11 protein-coding genes and 5 tRNA genes are annotated in these 15,192 nt (G+C 75.1%); 6 read left to right on the top strand and 10 right to left on the bottom strand.

All coding sequences use genetic code 11. The annotated features are described in order from the left end of the window. Window positions 1-19: 19 nt before the first annotated feature. Together ACZ5FU_RS18065 and ACZ5FU_RS18070 are read right to left on the bottom strand one after the other, a co-directional pair. On the bottom strand, window positions 20-841 hold the full coding sequence (locus ACZ5FU_RS18065; protein ID WP_469045533.1) for an aminotransferase class IV: 822 nt from the start codon (window positions 839-841) through the stop codon (window positions 20-22). Next, on the bottom strand, window positions 838-1,881 hold the full coding sequence (locus ACZ5FU_RS18070) for a chorismate-binding protein (RefSeq protein ID WP_451531163.1): 1,044 nt from the start codon (window positions 1,879-1,881) through the stop codon (window positions 838-840). The genes ACZ5FU_RS18065 and ACZ5FU_RS18070 overlap by 4 nt, the downstream gene beginning before the upstream one ends. A gap of 177 nt (window positions 1,882-2,058) precedes the next feature. On the opposite strand from ACZ5FU_RS18070, the gene ACZ5FU_RS18075 reads away from it, so the two are divergent. The 5 genes from ACZ5FU_RS18075 to ACZ5FU_RS18095 all read left to right on the top strand — a co-directional run bounded on the left by ACZ5FU_RS18075 (window position 2,059) and on the right by ACZ5FU_RS18095 (window position 2,514). Continuing rightward, window positions 2,059-2,131, top strand: a tRNA-Gly gene (locus ACZ5FU_RS18075). Between the two features lie 38 nt (window positions 2,132-2,169). Continuing rightward, window positions 2,170-2,243, top strand: a tRNA-Cys gene (locus tag ACZ5FU_RS18080). Between the two features lies 1 nt (window position 2,244). Beyond that, window positions 2,245-2,316, top strand: a tRNA-Val gene (locus tag ACZ5FU_RS18085). A gap of 19 nt (window positions 2,317-2,335) precedes the next feature. Beyond that, a tRNA-Val gene (locus ACZ5FU_RS18090) sits at window positions 2,336-2,407 on the top strand. A gap of 35 nt (window positions 2,408-2,442) precedes the next feature. Continuing rightward, window positions 2,443-2,514 (top strand) — tRNA-Val (locus tag ACZ5FU_RS18095). A gap of 53 nt (window positions 2,515-2,567) precedes the next feature. Here ACZ5FU_RS18095 and ACZ5FU_RS18100 read toward each other — a convergent pair. The 3 genes from ACZ5FU_RS18100 to ACZ5FU_RS18110 all read right to left on the bottom strand — a co-directional run bounded on the left by ACZ5FU_RS18100 (window position 2,568) and on the right by ACZ5FU_RS18110 (window position 4,420). Continuing rightward, complete coding sequence (locus ACZ5FU_RS18100; RefSeq protein WP_451531164.1) at window positions 2,568-2,846, bottom strand: TFIIB-type zinc ribbon-containing protein; 279 nt, start codon at window positions 2,844-2,846, stop codon at window positions 2,568-2,570. An 81-nt stretch (window positions 2,847-2,927) separates the two neighbouring features. Beyond that, window positions 2,928-3,887 (bottom strand): phosphotransferase family protein, encoded by a 960-nt coding sequence (locus tag ACZ5FU_RS18105; RefSeq protein ID WP_468646572.1) that lies wholly within the window; start codon window positions 3,885-3,887, stop codon window positions 2,928-2,930. A 350-nt stretch (window positions 3,888-4,237) separates the two neighbouring features. After that, window positions 4,238-4,420, bottom strand: a complete 183-nt coding sequence (locus ACZ5FU_RS18110; protein WP_451531166.1) for a hypothetical protein — start codon at window positions 4,418-4,420, stop codon at window positions 4,238-4,240. A 597-nt stretch (window positions 4,421-5,017) separates the two neighbouring features. Between ACZ5FU_RS18110 and ACZ5FU_RS18115 the strand changes: the two genes are divergently transcribed. Next, window positions 5,018-6,445 (top strand): serine/threonine-protein kinase, encoded by a 1,428-nt coding sequence (locus tag ACZ5FU_RS18115; RefSeq protein WP_451531178.1) that lies wholly within the window; start codon window positions 5,018-5,020, stop codon window positions 6,443-6,445. On the opposite strand, the gene ACZ5FU_RS18120 is transcribed toward ACZ5FU_RS18115, so the two are convergent. The 5 genes from ACZ5FU_RS18120 to ACZ5FU_RS18140 form a co-directional block, all read right to left on the bottom strand. Then, window positions 6,412-7,230, bottom strand: a complete 819-nt coding sequence (locus tag ACZ5FU_RS18120) for a TrmH family RNA methyltransferase (protein WP_451531167.1) — start codon at window positions 7,228-7,230, stop codon at window positions 6,412-6,414. The two genes, ACZ5FU_RS18115 and ACZ5FU_RS18120, sit on opposite strands and share 34 nt — an antisense overlap. A gap of 78 nt (window positions 7,231-7,308) precedes the next feature. After that, entirely contained in the window at window positions 7,309-8,541 is a 1,233-nt protein-coding gene (gene cobA / locus ACZ5FU_RS18125) for a uroporphyrinogen-III C-methyltransferase (protein ID WP_451531168.1), read from the bottom strand. A gap of 140 nt (window positions 8,542-8,681) precedes the next feature. After that, a complete protein-coding gene (gene cobT, locus ACZ5FU_RS18130; protein WP_469045534.1) occupies window positions 8,682-12,776 on the bottom strand; it encodes a nicotinate-nucleotide--dimethylbenzimidazole phosphoribosyltransferase in 4,095 nt (1,364 codons plus the stop codon). A 346-nt stretch (window positions 12,777-13,122) separates the two neighbouring features. Then, entirely contained in the window at window positions 13,123-14,361 is a 1,239-nt protein-coding gene (cbiE, locus tag ACZ5FU_RS18135; protein WP_451531170.1) for a precorrin-6y C5,15-methyltransferase (decarboxylating) subunit CbiE, read from the bottom strand. A gap of 100 nt (window positions 14,362-14,461) precedes the next feature. Beyond that, complete coding sequence (locus tag ACZ5FU_RS18140) at window positions 14,462-15,100, bottom strand: GNAT family N-acetyltransferase (RefSeq protein WP_451780804.1); 639 nt, start codon at window positions 15,098-15,100, stop codon at window positions 14,462-14,464. Window positions 15,101-15,192: the final 92 nt, after the last annotated feature.

Here is a 15,192-nt window from a genome sequence, read left to right on the forward strand (position 1 = left end):
GGAGGACGGCGGCCGGAACTCAGGGATCCAGGTCGTCGGCCGCCCGTTCGTCGAAGACTCGCATCGCCTTGGCGGTCACGGGCCCCGCGACGCCCGGCAGTTCGCGGCCGTCGACGCGGTGCACGGCCTGGACGTCCCGCAGGGTGGAGGTGAGGAAGACCTCCTCGGCGCGCTCCAGCACGTCCAGCGGCAGGTCGGTCTCCTTCGCCCCGGTCCACTCGACGGTCAGCTCGCGGGTGATGCCCGCGAGGCAGCCGGAGGCCAGTGGCGGGGTGTGGATCTCGCCGTCCAGGACGACGAAGACGTTCGACCCGGTGCCCTCGCAGAGCCGGCCGACCGTGTTGCCGAACAGCGCCTCGGTGGCGCCGTGTCGGTGGGCACGCTCCAGGGCGACGACGTTCTCGGCGTACGACGTCGTCTTCAGGCCGGTGAGGGCGCCGCGCTCGTTGCGGGTCCAGGGCACCGTGATCACGGCCGTGGAGTCGGGGCGGCGGGCGGTCCCGCCGAGGGCGACGACGAGGGTCGGGCCGTGCTCGCCGCGGTCGGAGCCGAGGGGCCCGTGACCTCCGGTGAAGGTGATGCGCAGCCGGCCGAGCGGCATCGGGTTCGCGGCCAGGACGGCGGCGCAGGCGCGGCGGACCTCGTCGAGGTCGAGATCGGGCAGGCCGAGACCGCGCGCGGAGCGGGTCAGCCGGTCGAGGTGCCGGGTGAGCGCGAACGCCTCGCCGTCCACCGCCTTCACGGTCTCGAAGACGCCGTCGCCCACGGTCAGGCCGTGGTCGAAGACGGAGACACGGGCGGACTCGGCGTCCTGCAGCCCGCCGTCGAGCCAGATCTTCACGTCAGTCCCTCTCCACTCACCTCGTACGCCCCCGACGCTACCGCGAGCAGTCGGGACGCCTTCAGCTCGGTCTCCCGCCACTCCGCCTCGGGGTCGGAGCCCCAGGTGATGCCGGCCCCGGTGCCGAAGCGCAGGGCGCCGGCCCCGCGGTCGATCCAGAAGGTGCGTATGCCCACGGCCAGCTCGCCGGTGCCCCGGTCGGCGTCGACCCAGCCGATGCCGCCGCAGTACGGGCCGCGCGGCGCGGTCTCCAGCTCGTCGATGATCCGCAGGGCGCTGGACTTGGGGGCGCCGGTGACGGAGCCCGGCGGGAACGCCGCGGCGAGCAGCTCGGACCAGCCGGCGTCCTCGCGCAGTTCGCCGCGGACCGTGGACACCAGGTGGACCAGGCCCGGGTGCTTCTCCACGGCGCACAGGTCGGGCACGGTCACGCTGCCGGCGGCGCAGACCCGGCCGATGTCGTTGCGGACCAGGTCCACGATCATCACGTTCTCGGCGTAGTCCTTCTCGAGGAGGTCCGCCTCGGTGCGTCCGGTCCCCTTGATCGGCCCGGACTCCACGACCCGCCCGTCGCGCCGCAGGAACAGTTCCGGGGACGCGGTGGCGATCTCGACGCCGTGTTCCGGCAGCCGAATCGTTCCGGCGTGGGGCGCCGGGTTGCCGCGGGCGAGCAGGGCCGTCAGCGCGTCCGGGTCGGCGCCGCGGGGCAGCGGCGCCGACAGGATCCGGCACAGGTTGGCCTGGTAGACCTCGCCGGCCGCGATGCGGTCACGGATCCGGCGCACGCCGGCCGTGTAGGCGGCCCGGTCCAGGGACGACGTCCAGTCGCCGGTGGCGGGGCCCCGCCACCCGCCCGGCACCGGAGCGGGCACCGGCTCGACCCGTACGTCGGCGAAACGGGCGCAGACCAGACGGCCCTCGAAATCGGCGGACACGGCCCAGAAACCGGTGGAGTCCAGGGCCTGAGGGTCTTCCGTGACGTCGAGGAGACCGGTGGCGACGCGGTCGCCGAAGCGGGCGAGAGCAGGGAGGTCGGGCACGGTGTCGAGTCTAGGACGGGTGTCGCGGGGGTGGCCCGGGGACGTCCCGGCGGTGGCCCGGGCGGGTGCTCGGCGGGACGCAGCGCAGCACGCTGCACAAACGCGTTTTTGTACTGGCCCCGGAATCCGCTAGAGTTCAACTCGTCGCCGGGCCGCGAGAGCGGACCGAAACGACAGGCGGACGTAGCTCAGTTGGTAGAGCGCAACCTTGCCAAGGTTGAGGTCGCGAGTTCGAGCCTCGTCGTCCGCTCGAAGGAAGAAGGGGACTTCCCGGTTCCCTGCACTCCTGGTGGAGTGGCCGAGAGGCGAGGCAACGGCCTGCAAAGCCGTCTACACGGGTTCAAATCCCGTCTCCACCTCCAAGGACGATTAGCTCAGCGGGAGAGCGCTTCCCTGACACGGAAGAGGTCACTGGTTCAATCCCAGTATCGTCCACTGGATCTTCGGATCCCCCGCGCGATTAGCTCAGCGGGAGAGCGCTTCCCTGACACGGAAGAGGTCACTGGTTCAATCCCAGTATCGCGCACGCAGCATCCACGGCCCCGGCCGTGATCATCCCGAGGACGATTAGCTCAGCGGGAGAGCGCTTCCCTGACACGGAAGAGGTCACTGGTTCAATCCCAGTATCGTCCACACACCGGAGCCCCCGGCCGCCCAGCGCGGTCGGGGGCTCCTTCGTGCCCGGCTCAGCTGGAGAAGAGCATGTGCCCGAAGCTCTTGTGGCGCTTGTGACCGTAGTGACCGCCGTGCGGGGCGCCCCAGGCGGGAGCGGCCGGGGCGGCGGGGTACGCCTGCGGGGCGGGCGGGGGCGGCGGGGCCTGCTGGGTCCACTGGGACTCCACACGGGTCAGCGCCTCCAGCTCGCCGTAGTCGAGGAAGATCCCCCGGCAGTTGCTGCACTGCTCGATCTGGACGCCGTTGCGGTTGTACGTGTGCATCTGGGCGTGGCACTTCGGACACTGCATGATTCGGCTCAACTCCTCGCCGGTCGGTCCTGCTTCGCGTATCACCAGGACAGACTCTGTCCCGCTGCGGTCGGTTGCACCCTACTTCGCGGAGTGCGGGGCCGGCGTGGCCGTCACCGGTCCCATGCGCGCGCAGGCGTCGACGAGGGCCCGCTCGACCTCGTCCAGCTCCCTGCCGTCGGCGAGGGCCTTGCCGAGGGCGCGGGCGGCGGTCTGGACGGTGAGGGCGCGGGCCGGCACGTCGAGGGCGGGCCAGGGGTCGCCGTCGGCGGGGACGGCGGGGCCGCCCGCCCGCCGGTAGGCGGTCAGGAAGCGGGTCCACTCCTCGGGCGGGAGCAGCCCGCAGGCGTACCAGGCGGCGGGGCGGGCCAGGTCCCAGGCGGGGGCTCCGACGCCCAGGTCGTCGACGTCGATGAGGCGCCAGGGGCCGTCGGGGGCGGGGTGACGGACCAGCTGCCCGAGGTGGAGGTCGCCGTGGCAGAGGGTGGTGCCGTCGGGCATCGGGGCCTCGCCGCGGGCCCAGGCGGGCAGGCGGTTCCAGGCGCTCAGGACGGGGGCGGCGTCGGGGCGGTCCCCCGCCTCGCGAAGGCGTGCCACGGCGCGGGCCGCCTTGGCGGGGCCGCGCATCGGCGGCAGCGGGGTGGGCGCGGGGGTGCGGTGGAGGCGGGCGAGGAGGTGGCCGGCGGCTTCCCAGGGAGCGGCGTCCGGGTCCTGCGGGTCCACGGGGTCGCCGTACGGCCAGAGGGTGACGAGCCGGGTGTCGAGGACGGTGGGCGTCGGGGTGAGCGGGGGCAGGAGGATCTCGGGGAGGCGGGTGGCGGTGGTGAGGCGGAGGACGAGGGCGGCGGGGTCGGTGTCCGGGGCGTGGGCCTTGGCGACGGTGCCGGCGTGACGGACGACGGTGGCGTCGGGACGGTCCGCGAGGGTGGCGTCGGGACGGTCGGCGAGGGGGGCCGTCCCGCAGGGGCAGGCGGGGCCGCGGGTGTGCGCGTGGGCTCGGGCGCGGGAGGCGAGTCCGGCGAGCAGGGGGTGGGTGGGCACGGGGCTCCCTGGGGCGGTGCGGGTCTGCTCCGCAGGGTATCGGGGGTGTCGGAGGCGGGCTCGGGGCCGGTGCTGTCGCGGGGTGCGGGGGTTTCGCCCCGCCGCCCCTTCCGGTCCCGGCCCCGGGGACTGCCGCACCCGGATCCCCGCTTCGGCCTGAACGGCCTGGTCCTCGGACGCCGGACGGGCCGGACGGCCGGATCGGCCCGATCCGCGGCGGGAAAGGGCAATGCCGGCGCAGCTCCCCAGCTGCGCCGGCATTTTCTGCCGTCCGCCGTACCCCCGTCCCCACGGGGTTTCATGGATGGATGTCCCCGCCCGGACCGCTCTTCCGGGCCTGGGGTCGCCGCTCAGCGCCCCAGCATCACACCCACGGACGACGCCTGTGTGGCCACTGTCTCCCAGCCGTCGAAGACGACGAGGAGCAGGACCGCCAGGGGGAGGGCCATGACCGTCGCCACCAGGGGGTGGCGGCGGCCCGTACGGCGGGGTCGTGCGGTGCGGAGCTGTGTCCGCGGTGCCGTGTGGGCCATGGTCCCTCTCCTGACCGTTCTTTCGTTGTCCTTGGCAAGCGGCGGGCGTCTGACCTCGGGGGACGAGTGCTGCACCCGCCGCTCGACCTCAAATCTAGGGGTGTGGCGGCCTGCGGGCGTCATGCCCTCGTACCGATTGCCGGGCCTCCCGGAGGATGAGCCGTGACCTGCGGAGTACTCCCCTGGGTGGAGACGGGGTCCGGGGTCTCGGGGTCTTCCCGGAAGGGGGTGCCCGGTGCGGGCCGGTTTTCCCCAACTGTCCCCGCCTGGTGACTTCGCTCACTTCCGCCGCCTCCGCGCGCCCCGGTCCCCCTCCGGCGGCCCTCCCGGCCGGTCGCCCCGCCCCGGGCGCGCGCCGCTCTCCCGGCGACGACGGCCCTCTCCGCCCGGTCACCCCTCGCGGGACCAACCCCCCTTCGTCCATTGGCGGTTGTGATCAGGGGAAAAGCGAAGTGCGCCTGCTTCGCGGGCCCCTGACCACACTTCACGTGCCCCTCCCGGCAGGGACAATCGGTGGGACCGAGAGGGCGCGGCCTCTGCGCGCGAACGGCCGCGGAAACGTAAGCTGTGCCACGTCACACGGACCGGGCAGCGGGGATGGACATGGCGATGATGCGCCTGAGGCGCGAGGACCCGCGCGTCGTCGGCTCGTTCAAGCTTCACCGACGGCTCGGCGCGGGCGGGATGGGCGTCGTCTACCTGGGTTCCGACAAGAAGGGGCAGCGGGTCGCGCTGAAGGTGATCCGGCCCGATCTGGCCGAGGACCAGGAGTTCCGCTCGCGGTTCGCGCGTGAGGTGTCGGCGGCACGGCGGATCCGGGGCGGGTGCACCGCCCGGCTGGTGGCGGCGGACCTGGACGCCGACCGGCCGTGGTTCGCCACCCAGTACGTGCCCGGCCCCTCGCTGCACGACAGGGTCGCCGACGACGGTCCCCTCGGCGCGGCCGAGCTGGCGTCGATCGGGGCCGCCCTGTCGGAAGGGCTCGTCGCCGTCCACGAGGCCGGGGTCGTGCACCGGGACCTGAAGCCCTCGAACATCCTGCTCTCCCCCAAGGGTCCGCGGATCATCGACTTCGGCATCGCCTGGGCGACGGGGGCCTCCACCCTCACGCACGTCGGTACGGCGGTCGGCTCCCCCGGGTTCCTCGCGCCGGAGCAGGTGCGCGGTGCGCTCGTCACCCCGGCCACCGACGTCTTCTCGCTCGGCGCCACCCTCGCCTACGCCTCGACGGCCGACTCCCCCTTCGGGCACGGCAGTTCCGAGGTGATGCTGTACCGGGTGGTGCACGAGGAGCCCCATCTGCACGGTGTACCGGACGCCCTGGCCCCGCTGATCCGGGCCTGTCTGGCGAAGGACCCGCAGGAGCGGCCCAGCACGCTCGACCTCTCGCTGCGGCTGAAGGAGATCGCGGCCCGCGAGGCCCAGGGTCCCACCGAGGTGCGGCCGCCCGCACCGCGCGCGGGGGAGGCCGACCGGGCCACCGGGCGGCCGGCCGACACCCTTCACCCGGAGCGCACGCTGCGGCAGCCCGGACCGCCGCCGTCCCGCGGCGGGGTGCCGTCCTCGCGCGGGGCCGCGTCCCCCCGGGGCGGGACGCCCGCGCGCGGTGACAGCGCCTCACGCGGCGGCGGCACCCCCTCGTCCCGTCCGGGGGCCCGGCCGACCCCGGCCTCCCGCAACACGGGCTCCTCCCGCAACACCCGTTCCGGCAGCGGCAGCAGGCCCGTGCCGCGCGGCGGTACCGGCCGGCGGACACCGCGCACCACGGGCACCGGGCTGCGGCCCGCCAATCCGCGGCTGCTGCGGCAGCGGCTGTTCGTCTTCGTGGTGGTGACGCTGCTCGTGGCGCTCGGCATCGCGGTCGTCCAGGGCTGCCAGGGCGCGGCCCGAGGTCTCGGCGACGGACACGACGTCGTACGGCCCGCGCACCAGGCGCAGGCGGACGTGGGGCGGGATGCCGGTGGGCGGGCGGCCGCGGGGGCGGGCGGAGCCTATGCCGACGGGCGGCCCGTCGCGACGGCGTAGAAGGCGACGGCTGCGGCGGCGCCCACGTTGAGGGAGTCGACGCCGTGGGACATGGGGATGCGGACCCATTGGTCGGCGGCGGCCAGGGCCCGGGTGGAGAGGCCGTCGCCCTCCGCGCCGAGCATGAGCGCGACCCGGTCCATGGTGTGGGGCGCCGTCTCGTCCAGGCTGCGGGCCTTCTCGTCGGGGGTGAGGGCGAGCAGGGTGAAACCGGCCTCGCGGACCGGTTCCAGGCCCTTGGGCCAGGTGTCCAGGCGGGCGTACGGCACGGAGAAGACCGCGCCCATGGAGACCTTCACGCTGCGGCGGTAGAGGGGGTCGGCGCAGTCCGGGGAGAGCAGGACCGCGTCCATGCCGAGGGCCGCGGCGGACCGGAAGATGGCGCCGATGTTGGTGTGGTCGTTCACCGATTCCATGATCACGACCCGGCGTGCGGTCCGCAGGATCTCGGCGGCCGTCGGGAGCGGCTTGCGCTGCATGGAGGCGAGGGCGCCCCGGTGCACGTGGTAGCCGGTGACCCGCTCGGCGAGCTCCGGGCTGACGGCGTAGACCGGGGCCGGGAGCTCGTCGATGACGTCGCGCATGACGTCGACCCACTTGGCGGACAGCAGCATCGAGCGCATCTCGTAGCCGGACTCCTTGGCCCGTCTGATGACCTTCTCGCCCTCGGCGATGAACAGGCCTTCGGCGGGCTCGCGCCGGCGGCGCAGCTCGACGTCGGTCAGGCCGGTGTAGTCGCGCAGGCGCGGGTCGTCGGGGTCCTCGACGGTGATGAGATCGGCCACGGGGGTGATACCGCCTTGTCCTGAGTGCGGTGCCAACGGCTTGGCGGGAGCGTGTTACCGGGGGTTATATGCAGGTGGTCACGCCGGTGCCGGCAGGCCGACGCCGACGACCTCGCCGACGACGATGACCGCGGGAGGCCTGACCTCCTGGGTGCGGACCGTCTCGGCGACCGTCGTCAGGGTGGCGTCGACGCGGCGCTGGGCCGCCGTGGTGCCTTCCTGGACGAGCGCGACCGGGGTGTCGGCCGGCTTGCCGTGCGCCATCAGCGTCTCGGCGATCTTCCCGATCTTGTCGACGCCCATCAGGATCACCAGCGTGCCGGTGAGCTTGGCGAGGGAGGGCCAGTCGACCAGGGAACGCTCGTCGTCGGGGGCGACATGGCCGCTGACCACGGTGAACTCGTGGGCGACGCCGCGGTGGGTGACCGGAATGCCGGCCGCGCCGGGGACGGAGATCGAGCTGGAGATGCCGGGGACCACCGTGCAGGCGATGCCGGCCTCGGCCAGCGCCTGGAGTTCCTCCATGCCGCGGCCGAAGACGTACGGGTCGCCGCCCTTGAGCCGGACGACCGACTTGCCCTGCTCGGCGTGCTCGATCAGCGCGTTGTTGATGGCCTCCTGGGCCATGTACCGCCCGTACGGGATCTTCGCCGCGTCGATCACCTCGACGTGCGGCGGGAGTTCGGCGAGGAGGTCGCGCGGGCCGAGGCGGTCCGCGATGACGACGTCGGCCTCGGCGAGGAGGCGGCGGCCGCGGACCGTGATCAGGTCGGGGTCGCCGGGGCCGCCGCCGACGAGGGCCACGCCGGGGGTGCGGGTGCGGTGGTGGGGCGCGACCAGGGTGCCGTCGCGCAGGCCCTCGACCACGGCGTCGCGGATGGCGGCGGTGCGCCGGGGGTCGCGGCCCTTGGCGTCCGTGGTCAGGACGGCGACGGTGACGCCCTCGCTGTGGCCCGTCGCGGGGGTCCAGGCGGTGGCCGCGTCGGCGTCGTCGGAGCGCACGCACCACACGCGGTGGCGCTCCGCCTCGGCGGAGGCGGCGGCGTTGGCGTCGGGGTCGCCGGTGGCGATCAGCGCGTACCAGGCGTCGGCGAGGTCGCCGACGGTGTAGGCCCGCCGCTCCCAGGTGATCTCACCCGCGTCCGCCATCGCCTCGACGGAAGGGGTCGCCTCGGGGGACACGAGGAGGACGTCCGCGCCTGCGGCTATCAGGGCCGGCAGGCGTCGCTGGGCGACCTGGCCGCCGCCGACGACGACCACACGGCGGCCGGTGAGGCGGAGGCCTACGGGGTAGGCGGGGTGTTCGGCCATGAGGGGCGGCTCCTCGAACGGGCGGAGGCGGGCGCTGCGGCTCTGGAGCAGCCCTGACGTGCGCATTTTAGAGGTGCGTTCAGCGTACGGCGGGGCCGGGGGGCATGCAGGAGCGCATGCCCGCCGGCCCCGGGGGTGTCCTACTTCTCGGTCACTCCCGCCGAGTCGAAGGTCGCCACCTCGTGCATCGCCCGTGCCGTGCTCTGGACCAGCGGAAGGGCCAGCAGGGCGCCGGTGCCCTCGCCCAGGCGGAGGTCGAGGTCGACCAGGGGGCGCAGACCCAGCTTGTTGAGGGCGGCGACGTGGCCGGGCTCGGCGCTGCGGTGGCCCGCGATGCAGGCCGCGAGGACCTCGGGGGCGATCGCGCGGGCGACCAGCGCTGCGGCGCCGGCGCTCACGCCGTCCAGGATCACCGGCGTGCGCAGGGACGCGCCGCCCAGCAGGAGGCCGACCATCGCCGCGTGCTCGAAGCCGCCGACGGCCGCGAGGACCCCGACGGGGTCGGCCGGGTCGGGCTGGTGGACCTCCAGGGCGCGGCGGACGACCTCGGTCTTGCGGGCGAGGGTCTCGTCGTTGATGCCGGTGCCGCGGCCGGTGACCTCGGCCGGGTCGGCGCCGGTGAAGACCGCGATGAGGGCCGCGGACGCCGTCGTGTTGGCGATGCCCATCTCGCCCGTGAGGAGGGCCTTGTTGCCGGCCGCCACCAGGTCGCGGGCCGTCTCGATGCCGACCTCGATGGCCTGCTTGGCCTCCTCGCGGGACATCGCCGGGCCGGTCGTCATGTCGGACGTGCCCGCGCGGATCTTGCGGGGCAGCAGACCGGGGGTGGCCGGGAGGTCGGCCACGACGCCGACGTCCACGACGCAGACCTCGGCGCCCACCTGGCTCGCGAAGGCGTTGCAGACCGCGCCGCCGCCGAGGAAGTTGGCCACCATCTGCGCGGTGACCTCCTGCGGCCAGGGGGTGACGCCCTGGGCGTGCACCCCGTGGTCGCCGGCGAAGATCGCGACGGCCGCGGGCTCCGGGATCGGCGGCGGGCACTGGCGGGACAGCCCGGACAGCTGCGCGGAGATGATCTCCAGCATGCCGAGCGCGCCGGCCGGCTTCGTCATGCGCTTCTGCCGTTCCCAGGCCTCGCCGAGCGCCTTGGCGTCCAGCGGGCGGATCCCGGCGACGGTCTCGGCGAGCAGGTCGTGCGGGTCCTCGCCGGGCAGCGCGCGGCGGCCGTACGTCTCCTCGTGGACGACCCACGACAGGGGGCGGCGCTTGGCCCAGCCGGCCTGCATCAGCTCGGGCTCGTCCGGGAACTCGTCGACGTACCCGACGCAGAGGTAGGCGACGACGTCGAGGTGCTCGGGCAGGCCGAGGGCGCGGACCATCTCGCGCTCGTCGAAGAAGCTGACCCAGCCGACGCCGAGGCCCTCGGCGCGGGCCGCCAGCCACAGGTTCTCCACGGCGAGCGCGGAGGAGTACGGCGCCATCTGCGGCTGGGTGTGGCGGCCGAGGGTGTGGCGGCCGCCACGGGTGGGGTCGGCGGTGACGACGATGTTCACCGGGGTGTCGAGGATGGCCTCGATCTTCAGTTCCTTGAACTGCTTGGCCCGGCCCTTGGGCAGGGACTTCGCGTAGGCGTCCCGCTGCCGCATCGCCAGCTCGTGCATCGCGCGCCGGGTCTCGGCGGAGCGGATCACGACGAAGTCCCAGGGCTGCGAGTGGCCGACGGAGGGCGCGTGGTGGGCGGCCTCCAGGACGCGCAGCAGCACCTCGTGCGGGATGGGGTCGCCGCGGAAGCCGTTGCGGATGTCCCGGCGTTCGCGCATGACCTTCAGGACGGCCTCGCGCTCGGCGTCGTCGTACGCGGGGGCGGCGGGGCCGGTGGACTCCCGTGCGTCTTCCACTGCGGCCGTGCTCTCCTCCTGGTCGGCGACCCTGGTGTCCAGGTCCTCCGCGTTCTGCGCGACGTGCGGGTCGGTTTCCCGCACGGGTCCGGACTCCTCGGCGGCGGCGGGGGCCGGGGTGGCGGGGTCCACGGCGAGGGGGGCCGCTTCTCGGGGGGCGGGGACGTCCGCCGCCGGGGCGACGGCGGGCGGCGCGGCCGGGAGCTCCCCGGTCACGGGCGCCTCCTCGGTCACGGGCGCCTCCTCGGTCGTGGGCGCCTCCCCGGCCACGGGCGCCGCGGAGGCCGCCGCCTCGGGCGCGGTGTGCGGGGGCGCCGGCTCGTCGGCGGGGAGCACGAGGGCGTGCGGCGGGGTGGGGGCGAGGTGCGGGGTGGTCGGCACCGTGCCCTCCACCGGCACGAACCTGCCCAGCGGCCGGTGCTCCGGGGACGGGACGGCCTCGGCGGACGGGAGGACCGCCGTGTCGGGGGCGGCGGGCGCCGGGTCCGCCTGCGGTGCGTCCTGGGCCGTCACCGCCGCGACCGGACCGGAGGCGTCCGGGACACGGGACGCGGGGTCCACCGGATGGGCCGGACCCTGCGGGTGCTCCTGCTCCTGCTCCCGCTGCGGGGCCGGGCCGGGGTGGACGTCCTGCACGGGCTGGGTGAGGGGGGCGGCAGGGACGGGTTCGACGGACGGTTCCGTCCCGGCTTGCTCCGGGACCGTCGGCCCCGGATCCGGCTGCCGGGCCACCTGGTCACCCTGCTGGTGGGCCGCCTGCTCGGCCGGCCGGTGGACGGCGGCCGGCTCGGCGGGGGCGGCCTCGGGGGCGGGGGTCCCGGCGGCCGGGGCGACCGGCGCGGGCGCGGCGATATCCGCCGCCGGAGCGGGGGCTTCCGGCGCGGGGGCTTCCGGCGCGGGCGCGACGGTCACCGGGTCGGGCAGCGGCGTGGCCGCTTCCGGCGCGGGCGCGGGCTCCTCCGGAGCGGCGGGCGCTTCGGGGGCCGCGGCCGCGTGCTCGGGCACCGGGTCCGGGGCGGGTACGGCACCGGCTGCCCCGAGGGCGTCCGGGACCGCGCCGGACCGGGGCTCCTGCGCGGGATCCGGCGTGATGGCGGCCTCGGGCACCTGGAGGACTTCCGGGGCCTGCGGGGCGGCGGGCGCGGGTGCTTCCACGGCCTGCGGAGCGACGGCTTCGGCGGGTTCGGCAGCTTCGGTGGCCTCCGGGGCCTGCGGAGCCGGCGCGACCTCGACGGCGGGTACGGCGGGTTCGGCGGGTTCGGTGGCCTGCGGAGCCGGCGCGACCTCGACGGCGGGTTCGGCGGGGGCCGGGGCCCCGGGCACCTGGACGGCCTCGGGAGCCGGCACCTCCGTGGGTGCCCCGGGCGCCTCGACGGGCGGCACCGCCTCGTCCGCGGGGGCCGCGTCGAGGGCGGGGGACGCGTCAAGGGCGGGGGACGCGTCAAGGGCGGGGGACGCGTCAAGGGCGGGGGACGCGTCAAGGGCCTCGGGCGCCGAGGCGTCCGGCGCGAGCCCGGGCTCGCGCCCGGGCCCGGGAACCTGTGCCACCGGCTCCGGGCCCGGTCCGGACACGGTGTCGGCGGTCGGGGCCGCCGGCTGCGGCTCCGGGGTCGCGGGCACGGCCGCGTCGGCGCCCGCTCCGGCGGGCACGGACTCGGCCGCCTCCGGTGTCAGGAGCACCTCCGTGCGGTCCTCGGGCCGCGGTGTGCCCGTCTCCGAGGCCAGGCGGGCCATGACCGCCTGGGCCGCGCCCTGCTGCCGGGCCTCCGGCACAACCGTTTCCGCAGCGACCGCCCCTGAGGCGACCTGCGGCTGGACGGTGGCCTGCGCCTGGACGGCAGGCTGGGCACCCCACGGCGCGGCGGCCTGCGGAGGCGTGTCGCGCGGGTGCTGGACGTCGAGGTGTTCCGGTCCGGGGGCGGGTGTGCCCGGGTGACGCACCGGTGCGCCCGCGGGGCCCCGGTCGGCGAGGGAACGGACCGGGCTCGCGGAGGTGTCGGGGAGGGGCGGGCCGAGGTGCAGGGGGCGCCGCGGTGTCGCGGGCGGCGTCGACGGGTTCGGGAGCCGGACGGCGCCGAGGTCGACGGAGCCGGTGTCGCGGCCCGCCGTCTCGTGCGGTCCGGGTTCGTGCACCGCCTCGACCACGGGCTCCGGCGCGGGCGGCGCCACCTCGTTGCCCCAGGCGCTCTGGGCGCCGGGCAGCAGCAACAGGTCTTCGTCCTGGGCGGTGGTCTCGGAGAGGTAGGTGTACGCGCCGGGCGCGGGGGCGCCCTGCTGCTCCACCATGCCTGCGTTCTCCGGCAGTCCCTCGCCCGGAACCTGGCCGGTGTCGGTCATGCGTACCCCTCGCCCATCGGTTAGTGCTCCTACGACCAGCTCACCCGGGACGGCGCACCGACCGCCCCGTAGTGAAGAACGAGCGTCCGCGCCCAGCGGCACGAACGACCCGCCCGGAAAAGACGACAAAGCCATTCAGTGGCATTGTCGCGGCCGTTGCCGCGTCGCGACAGCTTGATCCGCGACGCTCCGCTGTGGACTGCGCCACGTTGCGCGCCCTCAGGTTCTGCCGTACCACACCCACCCCAAAACGAATGCGTTTTCCGGACATTGACCGACGAAAAGCCGGGCGTCCGAATGCGGTACGACGATCGGCCAGCCTACCGCGCGCCGCGGGACGAGGGGATCACGGGGAGGGCGGACCGGGTCGGTCCGAACGGTCCGGGAGAACCCCGCTGAGCAGGAACGCGACGCTCCGCTCCGTCTCCGTCCAGGCCCGCGTGTCGAGTTCGACGGACTGCACGAGGGCGCACTCCACCCGGTAGCCGTGCTCGGTCAGGTCGCGGCCGACGCGTTCGGCGGCGTCGCGGGTCATGGCGTGGGTGACGATGCGCTGCGGACGGCGGTCGGCGACCGCCGAGACGACGGCCGCTCCCCCGCCGCCGACGCGGACGACGTCCGGTTCGGGCAGGTCCTCCAGGACGTGCGGGGCGGCGCCGCGGACGATCTGGAGCTGGACGCCGAAGCGGCGCGCGGCGGCGTCGGTGCGGGCGCACGCCTCCAGGGCGCGGTCGACGGCGATGACGGCCGCCCCGGCCCGTGCGGCCTCGGTGGCGAAGGCGCCGCTGCCGCAGCCGATGTCCCAGACCAGGTCGCCCGTCCGCGGTCCGAGCCGGGCGAGCTGGGCCGCCCGCAGCAGCTCCGCCTCCCCCTCGCCCAGTCCGCCGCCGTACTCCCCGGCGGGCAGGGTCCAGCCGCGGGGGCCGGCGGCCGGGTCGCGGCCGGCGATCCAGCCGCCGTCGCCCGCCGGCGGGGTGCCGGTGGTGCCGCCGATGACGATGACGACGTTGGGGTCGCGCCAGGTGTGGTCGGCGGCCTTCTCGGAGGTGACGACGCTGACCTGCTCGCGGTCGGTGCCGAGTTCCTCGCAGACGACGAAGGTGCGGTGGACGCCCTCCATGAGCAGTCCCAGCTCGGCGGGGCCGGCCCCGGGCGAGGTGAGGACGGCGACCTTGGGGTGGGCCCGGCACACGTTCACCGCCCGGCGCAGGGTGCGCCGGTGGGCGACGACCACCTGGGCGTCGTCCCAGGGCATGCCGGCGCGGGCGAACGCGGTGGCGACGGAGGAGACGGCCGGGACGACCTCGACCTCGAGGCCGAACTCGGGTGCGCGCAGGGTGCGTACGACGCCGAAGAAGGCGGGGTCGCCGTCGGCGAGGACGACGGCCGTGCCGCGGTGGCCGGCGATGCGGCGGGCGGCGAGGGCGACGCTGCCGAGGCGGATGCGTTCGGCGGTGGGGGGCACCTCGGGCAGCGCCAGGTGGTGGGCGGCACCGGCCACCAGGGTGGCGGCGCCCAGGGCCGAACGGGCGGCGGCGGTCAGCGGCGAGCCGTCCCAGCCGATCACCGTGACGCGGTCGGCCATCGTCGTCTGTCTCCCGTGGGTCTGCGCTGCTGGCGGGGCTGGCGGGGCTCCGTGAGAGTACCCGGTCGTGCGGGGTGGGCGGCGGTGCGGCGCCCCGGGATCAGTTCCAGTCGTCGTACGACGGGTAGCCGCCGCTCTCGGTGAGGTGTTCCCCCGCGCCCTCGATGTCCTCCGGGAGGAGGCTCCACACGATGAAGTCGGTGCGCGCCTCGCTCCAGGTGCCGTCGTCGGCACGCACGCGCGCTATGCAGGCGCCGCGCAGGACGCCCTCGCTGATGCAGCCGATCTTCTGCGCGACCTGTTGCGCGGCGGTGTTGTCGGCGGCCGTGCGCAGCTCGATGCGTTCGAGCTTCTGGTCGGTGAACAGCCACTGGGCGGTGGCGAGCGCGGCCTCGGAGGCGTAGCCCTCGCCGCGGGCCCAGGGGGCGATGATGTACGAGAGCTCGGTGGACCGTACGTGGCGGTCGGTCCCGCCGAGCCGGACGACGCCGACGAGCCGTTGGGTGAGGAACTCGGTGACGGCGAGGTGGAGTCCGCGTCCGGAGGTGCGTTCGGCGGGGGCGTGGCCGGTGATCCAGGCGCGGGCGTCCTCGGCGGTGAAGGGGTGGGGGACGGAGGTCCAGGCCGTGACCTGCTCGTCGTTCATCATCTCGGCCAGCGCGGGCACGTCGTCCTCGTCGAGGGGACGCAGCACCAACCGCTCCGTGCTGATGGAGATGTTGGGGAAGGTGCTCGTCATGCGCCGCTCCGTAACCTTCGAAACCGTCGGGGTCCGATCTGTTCGACCGTCAGGCCCGCTGAACTGCCCAGCATGCAGCATGAAAGCACCGG

The organism is Streptomyces sp. NPDC031554, assembly GCF_055580685.1.

Coding starts and splice junctions, on each gene's coding strand:
- ACZ5FU_RS18110 (WP_451531166.1), bottom strand. CDS start 4,420: ATGGCCCACACGGCACCGCGGACACAGCTCCGCACCGCACGACCCCGC.
- ACZ5FU_RS18100 (WP_451531164.1), bottom strand. CDS start 2,846: ATGCAGTGTCCGAAGTGCCACGCCCAGATGCACACGTACAACCGCAAC.
- ACZ5FU_RS18140 (WP_451780804.1), bottom strand. CDS start 15,100: ATGACGAGCACCTTCCCCAACATCTCCATCAGCACGGAGCGGTTGGTG.
- cbiE (WP_451531170.1), bottom strand. CDS start 14,361: ATGGCCGACCGCGTCACGGTGATCGGCTGGGACGGCTCGCCGCTGACC.
- cobT (WP_469045534.1), bottom strand. CDS start 12,776: ATGACCGACACCGGCCAGGTTCCGGGCGAGGGACTGCCGGAGAACGCA.
- ACZ5FU_RS18115 (WP_451531178.1), top strand. CDS start 5,018: ATGGACATGGCGATGATGCGCCTGAGGCGCGAGGACCCGCGCGTCGTC.
- cobA (WP_451531168.1), bottom strand. CDS start 8,541: ATGGCCGAACACCCCGCCTACCCCGTAGGCCTCCGCCTCACCGGCCGC.